The following is an 18,124-nucleotide window of genomic DNA, read 5'->3' on the forward strand; positions in this document are numbered from 1 at the left end:
ACGGTCACTTCTGGCCCGGAGGCAGGAAGTTCTTGAACTCGTCCGGCAGTTCGAAGTCGGCCGCGCCGCCCGCGCCGCCGCCGGCCGGCAGACCGAACGGGTTCGCGGCGCGCTCCTCGCGCCTGGCCGCCTCCGCCGCCGCCTCCTGCTTGCGCTTCATCGGGTTGCCCGACTGACGCTTGCCCTTGGCCTGCTTGGGGGCCTTGCCCTTCTTCTTGCCGGCGCCGCCCATGCCCGGCATCCCGGGCATCCCCGGCATGCCGCCGCCCTTGGCCATCTGGCCCATCATCTTGCGGGCCTCGACGAACCGCTCGATCAGGTTGTTGACCGCGTTGACCTCGGTGCCGGCGCCCTTGGCGATCCGCGCCCGGCGCGAGCCGTTGAGGATCTTGACGTCGGCCCGCTCGGCGGGCGTCATCGACTTGATGATCGCCGCGACCCGGTCGAGGTCGCGGTCGTCGATGTTGTCGATCTGCTCCTTCATGGCGCCCATGCCGGGCAGCATGCCGAGCAGCTTCGAGATCGAGCCGAGCTTCTTGACCTGCTCCATCTGCTGGAGGAAGTCCTCCAGCGTGAAGTTGTTGCCGCCGCCGTGCAGCTTCTCGGCGGCCTTGAGCGCGAGGTCCTGGTCGTACTTGGACTCGGCCATCTCGATCAGGCTGAGCATGTCGCCCATGCCCAGGATCCGCGAGGCCATCCGGTCCGGGTGGAACGCGTCGAACTCGTCGAGCTTCTCGCCGCTGGAGGCGAACATGATCTGCTTGCCGGTCACCGAGGCGACCGACAGGGCCGCGCCACCACGCGCGTCGCCGTCGAGCTTGGAGAGCACCACGCCGTCGAAGCCGACGCCGTCGAGGAAGGCCTGCGCGGTGACGACCGCGTCCTGGCCGATCATCGCGTCGACGACGAACAGGATCTCGTCCGGTCGCACCGCGTCCCGGATGTCCGCGGCCTGCTGCATCATCTCGGCGTCGATACCGAGTCGACCGGCGGTGTCGACGACGACCACGTCGTACTGCTTGGTCTTGGCGTACGCGATCGAGTCGCGCGCGACCGCGACGGGGTCCCCGACGCCGTTGCCGGGCTCCGGCGCGAACACCGCGACGCCGGCGCGCTCACCGACCACGGAGAGCTGGTTGACCGCGTTCGGGCGCTGGAGGTCGCACGCGACCAGGAGCGGCGAGTGCTTCTGCTCCTTGAGCCACTTGCCGAGCTTGCCCGCGAGGGTGGTCTTGCCCGCGCCCTGGAGGCCGGCGAGCATGATCACGGTGGGGCCGGTCTTGGCGAAGCGCAGTCGACGGGTCTCGCCGCCGAGGATCCCGACGAGCTCCTCGTTGACGATCTTGACGATCTGCTGGGCCGGGTTGAGCGCACCCGACACCTCGGAGCCGCGGGCGCGCTCCTTGACGCGTCCGATGAACTCGCGGACCACCGGCAACGCCACGTCGGCCTCGAGGAGGGCGACGCGAATCTCGCGCGCGGTGGCGTCGATGTCGGCTTCGGAGAGCCGCCCCTTGCCGCGAAGGTTCTTGAAGGTCGCTGCGAGGCGGTCGGAGAGAGTGTCGAACACGTCGGCAGAGGTCCTTCGTCAGATACGAGTGGTGTCGGGCCCAGCCTAACCGCCCGTCGAGGGGACGTGGCGGGGGCACGCGTCCGGAGATCTCACGCGAGCGCCTTCTCCAGCGTCCTGGCCAGGCTCCGGGCCTCGGCCGGGGCCAGCGGTTTCCCGTTCGGGGCGACCACGTAGAACGCGTCCACGGCGTCGGCGCCGTGCGTGCTGACCCGGGCCTGGCGGACACTCACCCGGGCGTCGGCCAGTGCCTTTCCGATCCGGTGCAGCAGGCCGGGGCTGTCGTGCGCGCGCACTTCCAGGACGGTCGCGGTCTCGGACGCGTCCGGGACCACGTCCACCCGTGCGGGGGCCCTGGGCGTGCCCCGCCGCGGCGTGTACGCGGCCTCGCGCCGGGCCAGCCGGGCGGCGACGTCCAGGCCGCCGGCCAGCGCCTTGCGCACGTCCTCGCGCAGCGCGGCGGGGTCGGGGAGCCGGCCGAACTCGGTCTCGACCGTCCACACCGTGACGCCGAGGTCGTCCACGACGTCGATCGCGGCCGAGCGCACGGTGAGCCGGTGCAGCGCCAGGACGCCCGCGGACAGGGCCATCAGGCCCACCCGGTCGGGGGCCGCGATGGTCACCTCGGCGCCGAAGGGCAGCGGTTCCAGGCGGACCACCGGGAGGTCGCCGGTGACGTCGGCGGTGACGATCCGCTCCGCCTGCGCCGGTGCCGGCCGGCCCGCGAACACCGCCCTGGTCCGGGCGACGAGGTCCCGGACCAGGGCGTCCCGCCAGTCGCTCCACGCGGCGGGTCCGGTCGCGGCGGCGTCGGCCTCGGTGAGCGCGTGGAGGAGTTCGAGGGTTTCCACGCTGCCCACCGCCTCGGCGAACGCCGCCACGGTGGTCGGGTCGTCCAGGTCGCGCCGGGTCGCGGTGTCCACCAGGAGCAGGTGATGGCGCACGAGCGTGCCGAGCACGTCCACGTCGTCCTTGGCGAAGCCCATCCGCAGGGCCGCCTCGCGCGCGATCACCTCACCGCTCACGCTGTGGTCGCCCGGCCAGCCCTTGCCGATGTCGTGCAGCAGGGCCGCGACCAGGAGCAGGTCGGGGCGGGCGACCCGGCGGGTGTGCGCGGCGGCCTCCACCGCCGCCTCGATCAGGTGCCGGTCGACCGTGAAGCGGTGCACGGCGTTGCGCTGCGGACGACAGCGCACCCGCTCCCAGTCCGGCAGCAGCCGGGTGATCAGCCGCTTGGACTCCAGCGCCTCCCACACCGGCAGCACGTCGCGGCCCGCGCCGATCAGCGATACGAACGCCTCGCGCGCGGCCGCCGGCCAGGGGTCGGCCAGCGGCGGGCACTCGATCGCGAGCCGGTCCACGGTGTGTCGGGACAGCGGCAGCCCGGCCTGCGCGGCGGCAGCGGCGGCGCGCAGCAGCAGGACGGGGTCCCGGGCCGGCTGCGCGACCTGGGCGAGCACCGCCTCGCCGGCGTACTCGACCACACCCTCGGCGAGCGGCGTGCGCTGGGACACCCCGGCCCGGACCCGGCGCAGCCGGCGTACCCCGACCCCGCCTCGCGGGCCGCGAGCACGCGCGAGACCTCGCGCCAGGTCACGTCCGACGCGTAGGCCAGCGCCCGCGCGGCCTCCGAGACCCGGCGCAGCAGCGTGTCCGCGTCCAGCAGCCCGAGCCGCTGCGCGACCGCGTCCTGCTCCTGGAGCAGCAGCCGGTCGGCGCCGCGCCCGGTCACCAGGTGCAGCGCGTCGCGGACGTCGAGCAGCGCGGCGCGCGCGGTGTCGACCTCCTCGTGCGGCGCGTCGGCGATCCAGGACGCCGAGACGGCGCGCAGCGCGGTGGCGTCGCGCAGGCCGCCGCGGGCCTCCTTGAGGTCGGGTTCGAGCAGGAAGGCGACCTCGCCGTGCCGCTCGGCGCGCTCGTGGCAGGCCGCGAGCAGCTCGGGCAGCCGCTTGACGGCCGAGGCGCGCCACGCGGTGAACATCGACGTACGCAGCGCGGCGGTCAGGTCGGCGTCGCCCGCGACGTGTCGGATGTCGAGCAGCCCGGTCTGCACCCGCAGGTCGTCGGCGGCGGCCCGGCGGGCCTCGTCGGGGGTGCGCACGGAGTGGTCGAGCGCCACGCCCGCGTCCCACACGGGGTACCAGATCGCGTCGGCGAGTTCGGCGACGCCGCCGTGGTTCTCGTGCAGCAGGACCACGTCCAGGTCGCTGCCGGGGGACAGCTCGCGGCGGCCGTACCCACCGACGGCGACGAGCGAGACCCCCTCCGGGGGCGCGCCCGCGTCGGTGAACAGCTCGGTGAGCCAGCGGTCCGACAGCGCGCCCAGCGCCTGCCGGCGGGCCACGCCGGTGGGTCCGGCGGGATCGGCCAGGAGATCGTCCCTGGCTCGGGTGTACCGCGAGGTGGCGGTCGGTTCCATGATGGGGCTGCTCCCTCGTTCACACGCGCGGGACGAGCTGTCGAATCGAATGCGGACCGACCCCGAACCGGCCGGCGGGGCGCCGGGGCCGCGGACCCCGGGTCTGCGGGCCTCGGCTCCGCGGGTCGCAAAGCCACAGGCCGCAAAGCCGCGGGAAAAGGCCGATGGCCGGACCCGTCCCCGAAGACTCGCTTCGGGGCGGGACCGGCCATCGGGGGTCCTACAGGGCTTCCGGGCCGCGCTCGCCCGTGCGCACCCTGACCACGCTGTCCACCGGGACGATCCAGGCCTTGCCGTCCCCGATCTTGCCGGTGCGGGCGGCCTTGACCAGGACGTCGAGCAGTTCCTCCGCGTCCTCGTCCTCGGCCACGACCTCGATGCGGACCTTCGGCACGAGGTCGACCTGGTATTCGGCGCCCCGGTAGACCTCGGTGTGGCCGCGCTGCCGGCCGTAGCCGCTCGCCTCGGTCACGGTGAGGCCGTGGACACCGAACGCCTGGAGGGCGTTCTTGACGTCGTCGAGCCGGTGCGGCTTGATCACCGCCGTGATGAGCTTCACGCATCCACCTTCGTGTCGGCGGGTGCCGTGGCACCCGCGCCCGTAGAGGTGCCGATGCCCGCCGACGCTCGGGTGGAACCGCCGAGTGTGGCGAAGTCGTACCCGGTCTCGGCGTGCTCGACCTGGTCGATGCCGGCCACCTCGTCGTCCTCGGAGACCCGGAAGCCGATGGTCTTGTGAATGACCGTGCCCAGGATGAACGTGACGACGAAGGAGTACGCGAGGACGGCACCGACGCCGATCAGCTGCTTGCCCAGCTGGTCGAAGCCCCCACCGTAGAACAAGCCCTCGGCGTCGCTCTGGATGTGCCCGGTGGCCAGGAGGCCCGGGGCGAGCGAACCGATGATGCCGCCGACCAGGTGGACGCCGACGACGTCGAGCGAGTCGTCGTAGCCGAACTTGTACTTCAGGCCGACCGCCCAGGCGCAGACCACACCGGCGACCAGACCCAGCGCGATCGAACCGAGCGGGCTGAGCGCGCCGCACGCCGGGGTGATCGCGACCAGACCGGCGACCGCGCCGGAGGCCGCGCCGAGCGTGGTCAGGTGCCCGTCGCGGATCTTCTCCAGGATCAGCCAGCCGAGCATGGCCGCGGCGGTGGCGATCTGCGTGTTGATCAGCGCGCGACCGGTGACACCGTCCGCGGCGAGCCAGGAGCCGGCGTTGAAGCCGAACCAGCCGAACCACAGGAGACCGGCGCCGATCATCACGAGCGGCAGGTTGTGCGGGCGCATCGGGTCACGCTTGAAGCCGACCCGCTTGCCGATCACCAGGACCAGGGCCAGCGCCGCGATACCGGCGTTGATGTGCACCGCCGTGCCGCCGGCGAAGTCGATCACGCCCTTCTTGAACAGCCAGCCGTCCGCAGCCCACACCCAGTGCGCGATGGGGAAGTAGACGAGGGTGACCCAGAAGGCGACGAACACGGCCCACGCGGTGAACTTGGTGCGGTCCGCGACGGCACCGCTGATCAGCGCCGGGGTGATGATCGCGAACATCAGCTGGAAGGCCGCGAACACCGTCACCGGGATCGTGTAGCCGTCCCACAACTCCGCGACCCCGATGTCGCGCATGCCGTACCAATCGAAGTTCCCCACCAGACCGCCGAAGGCGTCGGTGCTGAACGCCATCGAAAACCCGTAGAGCACCCACAGCACCGTCACGACAGCCAGGCAGATGAAGCTCATCATCAGCATGTTGAGGACGCTCTTCACGCGGACCATGCCGCCGTAGAAGAACGCCAGCCCGGGCGTCATGAGCATGACCAGTGCGGCGCTCAGGAGTACGAATGCGGTATTACCCGTGTCCATACTCTGCCTCTCTTCTCCGTGGCCCCGGCCGACCTCCGGGAGCTCATGGAAAGGAGCTTCGAGCCGTGAGGTTTCACGCCGTGGCGCAGCGTGTTTCGCCGACGTGACGCTTGCCGCACATGTGTTTCCGCCACGTGAACGTCCGCTCACGCCCGAAGCCGGCTTGATCCCGTCGCCGGCCGCCCGTCACCGAACCGTCACGGACCGCCGCCGCCTCGCCCGGCCTCCCTCCGCCCCGCCTCCGACACCCTCACGCACGCCCCGTCCCCGACATCTGACGCACCGTCAGTTAGTTGGCCTCCGCACCTTATTCACGCAGGTCGGCACGTGCCGCCGGAGCACAACGTTCCGGTTGATCCGGAAGGTTTCGCGGCCCGCTAACGGTTGAGGTCTATCCATTGACATTGATCGCCCCCACTGCCGTAATTAATCACCGCGCTTAACTGACGACCCGTCAAGGCACGTGTCACCACAGGTGATCCGGCCTCCGCACGGCGTCCGAAGCCCAAGCACGCACACCACGTCAACCGACCAGACCAGCGAGAGGGGGTGACACCGTCGTGTTGCGCCTGCTCGGTCGCAAGTTGCTGGCCCTGATCCCGGTGCTGTTCCTGGTCACGTTCGCGACCACGGCCCTGCCCGACATGGTGGACGGCTCACCGGTCGCGCAGATGCTCGGCCCCGGTTCCACGCCGCAGGACCTCAAGGACCTGGAGCACGAGTTCGGGTACGACAAGTCGCTGCCCGTCCGATACGTGACATGGGTGGGCGACGCGCTCACCGGCGACCTCGGGGAATCCCTGAAGACCCGGACACCCGTCATGGACGGCATCACCGAGCGCTTCCCGGTGACTCTGGAGCTCGCCGTCTTCGCCCTGCTCATGGCCCTGATCGTGGCCGTGCCGCTGGGTGTGTGGACGGCCGCCAAGGCGGGAAGCCGCGTCGACCGGGCGGTGGGAGGCGTGTCGTCGGCCCTGCTGTCGATCCCCACCTTCGTGAGCGTGTTCCTCCTCGTGTACTTCTTCGCGAACCGGGAGATGATCGCCGCGTTCAAGCCGACGGGGTGGGAGTACATCTCCGTCGACTTCGCCAAGAACATCGAGTTCGCGTTCCTGCCCGCGCTCGCGTTGGCGCTCGCGGAGATACCCCAGTTCCAACGCCTCCTACGCAGCGACATGCTCGCCACGCTGCAGGAGGACTTCATCCTGACCGCCCGGTCCAAGGGCCTGTCGACACAGTACGTACTGTTCCGACACGCGCTCAGACCGTCGTCGTTCTCGCTGCTGACCGTCTCCGGCCTGACCCTCGGCCGGTTGATCGGAGGCACGGTCATCGTCGAGTCCTACTTCTCCATCCCGGGGCTGGGACAGGGCATGTACCAGGCGATCAACGGCAAGGACATCCCCGTCGTACAGGGCACGGTCGTGGTGATCGCGATCATCTACGTGCTGCTCAACACGCTCGTGGACATCGGCTACTCACTCATCGACCCGAGAGTGAGGGCCCGATGAGCACACTCGAATCCGCGGCGGAGCCGGCGCTCGGCGCCGCCGAACCGACCGGCCTGCGGCCCTCCGAGGCCAAGCGGGTCAAGAGCGGCAAGGCCCGCAAGCGGCCGAGCATCCTGCTGTGGTTCGCGATCGGGTGGATGGGCATCGTGCTGCTCGGCGCGCTGCTGAGCCTGATCGCACCGGGCGTCTTCCCGCACGAGTACGGGCAGGCGTTCGGCGAGGCCAAGCAGAAGCCGTTCGCCGCCTGGCCCGAGTTCCTGGGCACCGACGGCCTCGGCCGCAGCCACCTGACCCGACTCGCCTTCGGCGCGCGCGTGTCGATGATCGTCGCGCTGGTGTCGGTCGTGGTCGGCGTGGTGATCGGCGGCCTGCTCGGGCTCGTCGCGGCGTACTTCCGCGGCGCGGTCGAGATGGTCATCGACCTGTTCTCCGACGCGCTGCTCGCGTTCCCGCCGCTGATCCTGCTGCTCGCGCTGTCCTCGGTGTACGAGCCGTCGCAGACGAGCATCACCGCCGGCCTCGCCGTGCTGACCATCCCCGGCTTCACCCGGCTGACCAAGGCGAGCGCGATCGCGCAGTCCAACCGGGAGTACGTCACGGTGGCCAAGGCGATGGGTGCCGGACCGGGCCGGATCATCTTCAAGGAACTGCTGCCCAACACGTTCCCCGCGGTGATGTCGTACTCGGTGATCGTAATGGCCGTGCTGATCGTGGCGGAGGGCTCGCTGTCCTTCCTCGGCCTGAGCATTCCGCCGCCGATGCCGAGCTGGGGCGGCATGATCAACGCCGCCCGGGACGACCTCGCGCTGTATCCGGCACAGGTGTTCGTGCCATGTGGCGTGCTGTTCCTGACGGTCTTCTCGCTCAACGTCATCGGCGACCGGCTGCGGGCCAAGTTCGACGTCCGCGACACCAAGCTGTAGCGCCGGGTCCGGCGACGGCTCTCCACCCCGGAAGCCGCCGCCGGACCCGTTCTCGACCCCCTCACACAGACGGGACCCTCATGGACGGGATCCAACAGCCGCGCGGCGCAAAGGTGGCGTGGTGACCATGGCGGAGCCGAAGACGACCGGCTCGCCCACGCCGGAGGAACCGCTGCTGCGGGCCACCGACTTGCGGGTCCACCTCGACACCCCGCGCGGCCTGCTCAAAGCGGTGGACGGGGTGTCCTTCAGCATCGAACGCGGCGAAACGCTCGGCCTGGTCGGCGAGTCCGGCTCGGGCAAGTCGATGCTGGTGCGCTCGCTCATGGGCATCTGCCCCTCGATCGCGAACATCCACGGCAGCGTGCGGCTCGACGGAGTCGAACTGGTCGGCGTACCGCGCAAGGAGGCCCGCAAGATCTGGGGCAACCGGATCGCGATGGTCTTCCAGGACCCGATGACCTCGCTCAACCCGGTGCTGCGGATCGACCGCCAGCTCACCGAGTCGATGAAGCTGCACCTGGGCCTGGGCAAGAAGGAGGCCGGCGAGCGCGCGATCGAACTGCTCAAGCTGGTCGGCATCCCCGAACCGGTCAAGCGCGCCCGGCAGTACCCGCACCAGCTCTCCGGCGGCATGCGCCAGCGCGTGACGATCGCGATGGCGCTCGCGTGCGACCCCGACGTACTGATCGCGGACGAGGCGACCACCGCCCTGGACGTGACCGTGCAGCGGCAGATCCTCGACCTGCTCCAGGAGATCCAGGCCGAGCGCGGCATGGGCATGATCCTGGTCAGCCACGACCTCGGCGTGGTCGCCGGTCGGACCGACCAGATCGCCGTCATGTACGCCGGCCGGATGGTCGAACACTCGCCCACCGCCGACCTGTTCGCGCAGCGCAAGCACCGCTACACCGAGGCCCTGCTCGGCGCCGTGCCGCGCCTGGACGTGCCGCGCGACCAGCGCCCGCGGGCGATCCCGGGCGTGCCGCCCGACCTGGTCACGCTCAAGTCCGGCTGCGCGTTCGCCGCCCGCTGCACCGCGGCGGACGACCTGTGCCGCGAGGAACGGCCGGAACTGGGCGACGAACTCGGCACGCACCGGTTCGCGTGCCACCACCCGGTGGGCCGGGATCGACCGGTCGGCGAGGACCCCGTCGTCGCCGACGAGGACGCGCCCGAGAAGCCGTCCTTGATGAAGGAGACCTCCGCATGACGGCCGACGGCACCACGCCGGGCGCGCTCGCCCTCGACAAGAAGCCGGTCCCCGAGGCCGAGACCACCGCGGAACCGCTGCTGACGGTCACCGACCTGGTCCAGCGGTTCCGGGTGCCCGGCGGCATGATGAACGCCGTCGCGGGCGTGAGTTTCGAGCTCGGCCGCGGCCGCACGCTCGGTCTGGTCGGCGAGTCCGGGTGCGGCAAGTCCACGCTGGCGCGGGCGATCCTGCAGCTGACCAAGCCGTCCGAGGGCTCGGTCCGGTTCGACGGGCAGGAGCTGACCAGTCTGCCCAAGTCCGGTCTGCGCACGATGCGTCGACGGATCCAGATGGTGTTCCAGGACCCCATCTCGGCGCTCAACCCGCGCCGGAAGATCTTCGACATCGTCGCCGAGGGTCTCGTGATCGCGGGAGTGTCGGCCGAGGAGATCCGCCCGCGCGTCGAGGCGGTGCTGCGCCAGGTGGGCCTGGATCCGGAGTTGGTCTCCGACCGACGGCCGCACCAGTTCTCCGGCGGACAGTGCCAGCGGATCGCGATCGCCCGCGCGATGGTGGTCGACCCCGACCTGCTGATCTGTGACGAGCCGGTCGCGTCACTGGACGTGTCGGTGCAGGCGCAGGTGCTCGACCTGCTCGACGAGATGAAGACCCGTACCGGCGTCTCGATGATCTTCGTCGCGCACGACCTCGCGGTGGTGCGCAACATCAGCGACGACGTCGCGGTGATGTACCTGGGCACGATCGCCGAGACCGGTGACGTCGCGGCGATCTACGACTCGCCCGCGCACCCGTACACGCGAGCCCTGCTCGACGCGGTACCGGCACCCGACCCGACCGCGGCGCCGGCCGGTCCCTCGCTCAAGGGCGAGATCCCCTCGCCGATGAACCCGCCGAGCGGCTGTCGGTTCCGGACCCGCTGCCCGATCGCGCGGGACGAGTGCGCGCGGCACGTACCGCAACTGCGCGAGGTGCAGCCGGGCCACCGTGTCGCGTGCCACTTCCCCTTGGTGGGCGAAGCGGCCGTATTCGAACAAATCACCCTCGCGGTCGAGGCGACCCCCGAACCCGACGCCGAACCCGCCACGGAACCCGCCATCGAGCCGGACGGCGAGTCGAACACCAAGCCCGGCCCCGAGTCCGACACCGACTCCGACACCGAACCGGCCGCCTCGCAGGCGGACTGACCGGGCCTCGGTGGACGCGGTACCGCCGGTGGCACGTGCCACCGGCGGTACCGCGTCGCTGTGTGTACACGAGCGTGTCCGACTTGCCGGGCAGGGGCACGTTTCGGGCATCCCGTCGAGGATGCGACACGTGTCGCCATATAGCCTCACCGCGCTGACGCGCTTACCGCGCGGCATCCGGCTACGGCCGGCCTGCTCCATGCTTGAGGACGTTTCCTGTGGCACACGCACGACCTTTCGCCCTTCGGGCTCGCCGCCGCACCGCCGCCGTCGTCGCGACGCTCGGTCTGCTGGCCGCGGCCGGCTGTGGCTCCGAGTCCAGTGAGACCCCCAGCGCGGCGGGAACCCCGATCGCCGGCGGCTCCCTGGAGATCCTGACCACCGCCGACGCCCGCAGCCTCGACCCCTTCCTGCCCGCGTACGCCGCGCAGGCGGACGGAAACCGGATGTCGGCGCTGTACGACAGCCTGGTGTGGACGAACCCCACCACGGGCTCCGTACAGCCGCAGCTGGCCGAGAGCCTGGCCCCCGTGGAGGGCAGCAACAACAGGGTCTGGGTCCTGCGGGTGCGCCCCGGCGTGCGGTTCACCGACGGCACGGTCATGGACGCCGCGGCGGTCAAGATCAACTGGGACACGCACGCGGTCCCCACGACCAAGTCCCGCCAGCGCGACGCGACCGTGGGCATCAGGACCCAGATCGGCGCCGACGCGCTGGAGCTGCGGATCACCCTCGACAAGCCGAACGGCAACTTCGACCGCCTGGTCGCGCGCAGCCTGTCCTTCATCGCGTCGCCCACGGCGATCGCGAAGGGCATCGACCAGCTGGCCGACCACCCGGTCGGCGCGGGACCGTTCATGCTGCCCGAGGGCGGGTGGGTCAAGGGCGACCACATGACCCTCGTGAAGAACCCGAACTACTGGCAGGGCCGGGACAAGCCGTTCCTGAACAGCCTCACGTTCCGCTTCGAGACCAGCGGCAGCGCGGCGGTCAAGAAGGTCGAGAAGGGCAAGGTCGACCTCGCCAACGTGAGCGACGCGTTCACCCTCAAGGCCGCGCGCGCGGCGGGCATCGGCATCGAGGCGCTCTCGCTGTCGGGCGGTCAGCTGCTGAGCTTCGACACCTCCGCCGGTCCCACGGCCAACCCGGACGTGCGCCGCGCGATCGTGTACGCGCTCAGTGGCGAGGAGATCAACAAGCGCGTGTTCGGCGGCGCGGGCACGCCCGCCCGCGGCCTGTTCAACCAGAACAACGCGCTGGCCAACCCGCAGCTCTCGGCCCCCGAGAACAAGCCGCAGCAGGCGGCGGAGCTGTTCGACAAGGTGACCGCGAGCGGCTCGAAGCCGATGCGGATCAAGTTCATCGCGCCCAAGAGCGGCGCGATCGACGAACTCGGCCGCTACATGAAGGAAACGCTGGAGAAGTACCCCGGAATCGGGGTCGACGTCGAGACGGCCGACCTGGCCGAATTCGTCAAGCGCTCCAACCTCGCCGAGGCGTTCGACGTCAAGGTCAGCCAGCTGCTCGCGGACGACCCCGAGCCGGCGGTCTACCAGTACCTGCACAAGGGCAGCCCGAGCAACTGCTGCTTCTACAGCGACGACGACGTGGACAAGGCGCTCGACGACGGCCGCAACACCACCGACCCGTCCAAGCGCCGCGCGGCCTACACCCAGCTCCAGCTCCAGCTGAACCGGGACATGCCGCTGTGGGTCTACCAGGAGGCCGTGGTCGCGGGCGTGTTCGCGTCCGGTGTGACCGGAGTGCAGCTGTCCAACGACGGAATCTTCCTGTTCGACCGGATCGGCAAGAAGGGCTGACAAGTCATCAGAAGCACAACGGTGACCCGATCTTGATGGACCAGATCGCCGGAAGGCAGTAGAAAGGGACGGCACCCTTACCAGTCGGTTCGTGGAGGCCGGGAGTCACATTCGTGATTCCCGGCCTTCACGTGTCTCGTCTCCCGGGTCGCAGACAGTCGAGTACCACGCACCACCGCACGACAGCACAGCCCGTACGGACGCACCACCATGCTCCACCCGGGGCGCCGTCGCCCTCTCCCCCCGAGTCGGCCGACGCACCCGGCACCAAGCACGTCCGCCGCCCGGCCACAGACGCCGGGCGGTCCGTCAGGTGAAGGTTGGCCCTGCAGTGACTCGTACCTCCCTGTTGTCCCTTCGAACCGCGCACCACCGCCGATCCCGGCGCCGAATAGCCGTGCTGGTCGCGACGACCGCGCTGGCCTCCGTCCTCGCCGGCTGCGGGGACGACGACGAGAGCAAACCCTCGGCCCAGGGCACGCCCAAGCAGGGCGGCTCGCTCACGATGAGCCTCCCGGGCGACTCCACCAGCCTGGACCCCTTCTCCACGTCGTATGTGAACGTCGCCGACGGCAGTCGGATGTCGGCGCTCTACGACTCGCTGGTGTGGTCCGACCCCACGACCGGCAGCGTGCGCCCCCAGATCGCCGAATCGCTGGCCATCAACGGCACCAAAGCCGACACGTGGCAACTCAAGGTCCGGCCCAACGTCAAGTTCAGCGACGGCACCCCGTTCGACGCCGAGGCGGTCAAGTTCAACTGGGACCGCCACAAGAACCCGGAGGTCCGCTCGTTCCAGATGGGCGCGGCGAGCAAGATCGCCTCGGTCACCGTCACCGACCCGCTCACCCTCGACATCAAACTGTTCAGCGAGAACGCGAACTTCGACCACTTGGTGGCCCGCACGCTGACCTTCATCGCGTCGCCCAGCGCGCTCAAGGCGAACCCGGGCGGGATCGCCGACAAGCCGGTCGGCGCGGGCCCGTACAAGCTGGTCCGGTGGGAGCGCGGGGTCAAGCAGACCTTCGCCCGCAACCCCGACTACTGGCAGGCGAGCAAGAACCTGCCGCACCTGGACAACCTGACCATCACGGTCGACACCGACGTCAACCACTCGGTCGCCGCGGTCGACGAGGGCAAGAGCGACCTCACCGTCGCGGTGGACCCGCTCGCCGTCTCCCGTGCCGAGGACGACAAGCTGGGCGTGCAACGGCTCAGCCTGAACGGCGGCCAGATGGTCGTGTTCAACACGGCCGCCGCCCCGTTCAAGGACATTCGGGCCCGCCGGGCCTTCGTGTTCGCGTTCAGCGGCGCGGAGATCAACCAGAAGTTCTTCGAGGGCAAGGGCACCCCCGCGAAGGGCATCTTCGCGGCCTCCTCCCCCATCGCGAACATCCAGCTCGCGGCCTCGGAGAACGACAAGGCCCGCGCCAAGCAGCTGTTCGACGACGTCACCGCGAACGGCACCAAGCCGATCAAGTTCAACTACTACGTCCCGCAGGCCCCGGCCTCGATCCGGGTCGTGCAGTACATGAAGCAGGTCCTCTCGGAGTATCCCGGCGTCGAGATGGAGGTCAAGGTCGTCGACATCGCGACCTACGTCAAGACCGTCCGCGGCGGCGGCGGCACCGAGTGGTCGGCGGCACTGGGCCAGCAGTGGATCGACGACCCGGAGCCCGGTATCTACGATCTGCTCTACAGCAAGAGCCCGTCGAACAACAGCAACTACAAGAACCCCGACGTGGACGAGGCGCTGGACGAGGCGCGGCGCACCACCGACCCCGCCAAGCGACGTGACGCGTACACACGTGTCCAGCTCCAGGTGAACCGGGACATGCCCTACTGGGTCTACCAGGAGGCGGTCACCGCCGCGGTCTACAGCCCGCGGATCACCGGAATCCAGCTCATCAACGACGGCATCGTCCTGTGGGACCGGATCGGCACCACCTGACAGCGGATCCACCGCCCCGCCCGGGATCCCCCGACCCCGGGCGGGGTTCCACCCCGACGTACCCGATCCGCGCCGAACGCGCGGTCGCTTCCCGTACCCGCGCGTGAACTCCGCGCACCACCGCACCAAAGCGCTACCGCACTTCCCGGAACGACTGCACGACTGCACCGACGCACGACGCACGTTCGAACCTCAAGTGATAGGTAGGTAAGCCGGCAGTGGTACCCCACACGAAGACACGTTTACGACCACGATCACGCCTGCGTCGACGCCTCTCCGTCGCCCTGGCCCTCGCGGCGTCCACGGTTTTGGCGACGGCCGGCTGTGGCCTGGGCTCGTCCGACTCGGAGGGTTCCTCGACCGAGCCCTCGCACGGCGGCTCGGTGACCGTCCTGATGCCCGGCGAGGAACGCGGGCTCGACCCGTTCACGGCGTCCTACTCCAGCGTCGCCGACTCGAACCGGTTGTCCGCCCTGTACGACGTCCTCGTGTGGACCGACCCGACCACGGGCGGGGTCCGCCCGAAACTGGCCGAGTCGCTCGTGTCCGATCAGAGCGCCCGGGTCTGGACCCTGACCCTGCGCCCCGACCTGCGCTTCACGGACGACAGTCCGCTCGACGCCGCGACCGTCAAGGCGAACTGGGAGGCGCATCGCAACCCCGAGGTGCGCTCGCTCGTCGGCGGCCCGCTGCGCGGCGTCGTCCTGACCGAGATCGCCCCGCTCAAGCTGCGGATCGAACTCGCCTCCTCCAACGCCAACTTCGACCACACCGTGGCCCGCAACCTGTCGTTCATCGCGCCCAAGCGGCTGGTCTCGACCGCCGAGGGCCGCTTCGAGCTCAAGCACGCGCCGGTCGGCGCGGGGCCGTTCAAGCTCAAGAGCTGGGAGCCGGGCAAGGAGATCCGCCTGGAGCGCAACCCCCGGTACTGGCAGCCGAAACGGCCCTACCTCGACGAGGTGGTCTTCCGGGTGAACAAGGAGGTCCGGGACGCCAACAAGTCGATCTCGGCCAAGCGGGCCGACCTGACGCTGACCACCGATCCGCAGAACCTGGCGCAGGCCCGCGCGGACGGCCTGGTCGCCGAGGACAGCCGGCTCAACGGCGGTCTGATGGTCGCCTTCAATCTGCGCAAGCCGCCGTTCCAGGACCCGTCGGCGCGCCGCGCGGTCGTGCTCGCGCTCAGCAGCACGGAGATCAACAACCGCTTCTACGGCGGCCGCGGCAACCCGGCCCGCGGCATCTTCGAACCCACCTCACCCCTGGCGAACGTCAACCTCTCGGCGCCCGAGAACCGTCCCGAGGAAGCGAGGCAGTTGTTCGCGAAGCTGACGAACAACGGGAAGAAGACGTTCGTCTTCCGCTATCTGGTGCCGGACAACGCGAAGATGCGGGACACCGCCGAATACATCCGGCAGACGCTCGAAACCTACCCCGCGGTGTCCGTGATCATCGAGGTCACCGACATGGCCTCGCTCGTGACCCGGCTCGCGGGCAGCGACTTCGACGCGACCGTGTGCCAACTGTGGGCCGACGACGTGGAACCGACGATCTATCAGTTCCTGAACGGCAAGGCCGGCCTGAGCAACATCACCGGCTACGCGAACGACGTGGTGGACGCCGCGCTCGAGGACGGGCGCCGGTTCACCGACGCCAACCAGCGGCGCGACGCGTACACCCGGCTGCAGAACCAGGTCAATCGCGATCTGCCGTACTGGGTCTACGCGGAGGCGATCATCGCCGCCGTCCACGGCCCCGACCTGATCGGGATCCAGTTGTTCAACGACGGGCTCATCCACTTCGACGCGATCGGGCGGCGCTGATGAGCGGCTGATCCCCCACAGACCCGGCCGGGTGGCCGCGGCGCGTCGCCGTACGGGCGCGCGGAACGCCACTCGGCCGTGCACCACCGCACCACCACACCTGGTCCGAACGGGGACCGGTGTGCCTTGTGACAACGGAGGAGTCACATGAGCAAGCACCACGGCAACAACGCACGGAAGCGGACGGCCGCGATCGCCGCCGCCGCCGCCGCGCTGGCCCTGACCCTCGCCGCGTGTGGCGGCGGGGACGACGACGCCGGCGGCAAGGCCGACCCGAACGCGACCGCGGGCGCCAAGAAGGGCGGCAACCTGACGCTCCTGACGGTGTCCGACGCCCGCAGCATGACGCCGTTCAACGCCTCGTACGCGGCGGTCACCGACCTCAACCGCATGCTCGCGGTCTACGACGCGCTGTTCTACGTGGACAACACGCAGAACAAGGTCGTTCCGCAGATAGGCGAGAGCCTCAAGAGCGACGACGGCGGCAAGGTCTGGACGCTCAAGGTCAAGCCGAACGTCAAGTTCAGCGACGGCACTCCACTGGACGCCGCCGCGATCAAGTTCAACTGGGAGATGCACGCCAAGCCGGAGGTGCTCAGCCAGCACCGACCGGCCGCGACCGGCCTGGGCCTGGAGGTCGTCGACCCGACCACGCTCAAGGTCACCCTGCCGATGCAGAACGCGAACTTCGACCGTACGGTGGCCTCCGAGCTGTCGTACATCGAGTCGCCCAAGCAGTACGGGATCGACCCGAAGGGCCAGAACCCGGTCGGCGCGGGCCCGTTCGTCCTGAAGAACTGGACCCGCGACAGCCAGATGGTGTTCGAGAAGAACCCGAACTACTGGCAGGGCCCGGACAAGCCGTTCCTGGACACGCTCACGATCAAGGTCGTGAACGACGTCAAGCAGCAGGTCGACACGATCAAGGCCGGCGGCGCCGACATCACCTTCACGATCGACGCGCAGAAGACCAAGGCCGCGCAGGACGCGGGCCTGGGTGTCACGCCGTTCACCCTCGACGGCGGCCAGATGATCGTGTTCAACACGGCCGTCGCGCCGTTCGACGACCCGCGCGCGCGGCGCGCGGTCGCGCTCGCGCTGGACCCGGCCGACCTGAACCAGAAGATGTTCGCGGGCACGGCGATCCCGGCCAAGAGCATCTTCCACGGCGGCAAGAACTTCACCGACCCGTCCGCCGTGCAGCCGAGCCCGAACAAGGCCGAGGCGCAGAAGCTCTTCGACGAACTCGCGGCCGAGGGCAAGCCGGTCAAGTTCAGCTACCTGGTTCCGGAGAACCCGACCTCGAACCAGACGTCCGAATACACCATGACCGCGCTCAACGCGTTCAAGAACGTCGAGGTCAAGCTCGACAAGGCCGAGGTCGCGAGCTACTACCTGCGGCTGACCGTGCAGAAGAACTTCACCGCGGCGCTGTACCAGATCTGGTCCAGCGACCCGGAACCGATCCTGTTCAACAGCCTGTTCTCCAAGACCCCGCTGAACTTCACCGGGTACAAGAGCGAGGCGGCCGACGCGGCGCTGATCAAGGGCCGCTCGACCACCGACGAGGCCGCGCGCAAGGCCGCCTACGGCGACCTGCAGAAGGAACTCGTCAAGGACCTGCCGATGCTCGCCTACCAGGAGGCGGTCACCAACATCATCTCCGGCCCGCGGGCCGTCGGTGTCGTGGGTGTCCAGGACGGCGGCATGCTGATGGACCGGGTCGGCCTGAAGTAGCGCGAGTGTCGGGGCGGGTCATCCCCGGCTGATCCGACACTCCGTCACATTCGGTGCCGGGAGGGCCCGTTCGCGATCCGCGAACGGACCTTCCCGGCCCG

11 protein-coding genes and 1 pseudogene are annotated in these 18,124 nt (G+C 69.8%); 8 read left to right on the forward strand and 4 right to left on the reverse strand.

Annotated elements, in window-relative coordinates; genetic code table 11:
- Window positions 1-4: 4 nt before the first annotated feature.
- From ffh to OG928_RS10745, 4 genes and pseudogenes are all read right to left on the reverse strand, one after another.
- Window positions 5-1,570, reverse strand: a complete 1,566-nt coding sequence (gene ffh / locus OG928_RS10730) for a signal recognition particle protein (protein WP_406282219.1) — start codon at window positions 1,568-1,570, stop codon at window positions 5-7.
- 92 nt (window positions 1,571-1,662) lie between these two features.
- Window positions 1,663-3,989: pseudogene (locus OG928_RS10735) on the reverse strand ([protein-PII] uridylyltransferase).
- Window positions 3,990-4,209: 220 nt separating this feature from the next.
- Complete coding sequence (locus OG928_RS10740; protein WP_406282222.1) at window positions 4,210-4,548, reverse strand: P-II family nitrogen regulator; 339 nt, start codon at window positions 4,546-4,548, stop codon at window positions 4,210-4,212.
- Window positions 4,545-5,858, reverse strand: coding sequence for an ammonium transporter (locus OG928_RS10745; RefSeq protein WP_406282225.1), 1,314 nt, complete (start codon window positions 5,856-5,858; stop codon window positions 4,545-4,547). The genes OG928_RS10740 and OG928_RS10745 overlap by 4 nt, the downstream gene beginning before the upstream one ends.
- A 560-nt stretch (window positions 5,859-6,418) precedes the next feature.
- Here OG928_RS10745 and OG928_RS10750 point away from each other — a divergent pair.
- From OG928_RS10750 to OG928_RS10785, 8 genes are all read left to right on the forward strand, one after another.
- Window positions 6,419-7,369 carry an ABC transporter permease gene (locus OG928_RS10750; RefSeq protein ID WP_406282228.1) on the forward strand — a complete coding sequence of 317 codons (951 nt, stop codon included), beginning with the start codon at window positions 6,419-6,421 and terminating at the stop codon, window positions 7,367-7,369.
- The gene (locus OG928_RS10755) at window positions 7,366-8,292 is read left to right on the forward strand and encodes an ABC transporter permease (protein WP_406282231.1); all 927 of its coding nucleotides are present in this window, start codon (window positions 7,366-7,368) and stop codon (window positions 8,290-8,292) included. The genes OG928_RS10750 and OG928_RS10755 overlap by 4 nt, the downstream gene beginning before the upstream one ends.
- 127 nt (window positions 8,293-8,419) lie before the next feature.
- Window positions 8,420-9,505: an ABC transporter ATP-binding protein gene (locus OG928_RS10760; protein WP_406282234.1), complete on the forward strand. Its 1,086-nt coding sequence runs from the start codon at window positions 8,420-8,422 to the stop codon at window positions 9,503-9,505.
- Window positions 9,502-10,692, forward strand: a complete 1,191-nt coding sequence (locus OG928_RS10765; protein ID WP_406282237.1) for an oligopeptide/dipeptide ABC transporter ATP-binding protein — start codon at window positions 9,502-9,504, stop codon at window positions 10,690-10,692. The genes OG928_RS10760 and OG928_RS10765 overlap by 4 nt, the downstream gene beginning before the upstream one ends.
- 218 nt (window positions 10,693-10,910) lie before the next feature.
- Window positions 10,911-12,512, forward strand: a complete 1,602-nt coding sequence (locus tag OG928_RS10770; protein ID WP_406282240.1) for an ABC transporter substrate-binding protein — start codon at window positions 10,911-10,913, stop codon at window positions 12,510-12,512.
- A gap of 331 nt (window positions 12,513-12,843) precedes the next feature.
- A complete protein-coding gene (locus OG928_RS10775) occupies window positions 12,844-14,463 on the forward strand; it encodes an ABC transporter substrate-binding protein (protein ID WP_406282243.1) in 1,620 nt (539 codons plus the stop codon).
- Window positions 14,464-14,846: 383 nt separating this feature from the next.
- A complete protein-coding gene (locus OG928_RS10780) occupies window positions 14,847-16,286 on the forward strand; it encodes an ABC transporter substrate-binding protein (protein WP_406282246.1) in 1,440 nt (479 codons plus the stop codon).
- Window positions 16,287-16,433: 147 nt separating this feature from the next.
- Entirely contained in the window at window positions 16,434-18,023 is a 1,590-nt protein-coding gene (locus OG928_RS10785; RefSeq protein WP_406282249.1) for an ABC transporter substrate-binding protein, read from the forward strand.
- Window positions 18,024-18,124 lie beyond the last annotated feature (101 nt).

The sequence above is a fragment of the Embleya sp. NBC_00896 genome (genome assembly GCF_045207785.1).
GTDB lineage: Bacteria > Actinomycetota > Actinomycetes > Streptomycetales > Streptomycetaceae > Embleya.

Excerpts from the sequence above, each read along its gene's own strand:
- OG928_RS10745 (WP_406282225.1), bottom strand. The coding sequence starts at position 5,858 with ATGGACACGGGTAATACCGCATTCGTACTCCTGAGCGCCGCACTGGTC.
- OG928_RS10755 (WP_406282231.1), top strand. The coding sequence starts at position 7,366 with ATGAGCACACTCGAATCCGCGGCGGAGCCGGCGCTCGGCGCCGCCGAA.
- OG928_RS10760 (WP_406282234.1), top strand. The coding sequence starts at position 8,420 with ATGGCGGAGCCGAAGACGACCGGCTCGCCCACGCCGGAGGAACCGCTG.
- OG928_RS10765 (WP_406282237.1), top strand. The coding sequence starts at position 9,502 with ATGACGGCCGACGGCACCACGCCGGGCGCGCTCGCCCTCGACAAGAAG.
- OG928_RS10785 (WP_406282249.1), top strand. The coding sequence starts at position 16,434 with ATGAGCAAGCACCACGGCAACAACGCACGGAAGCGGACGGCCGCGATC.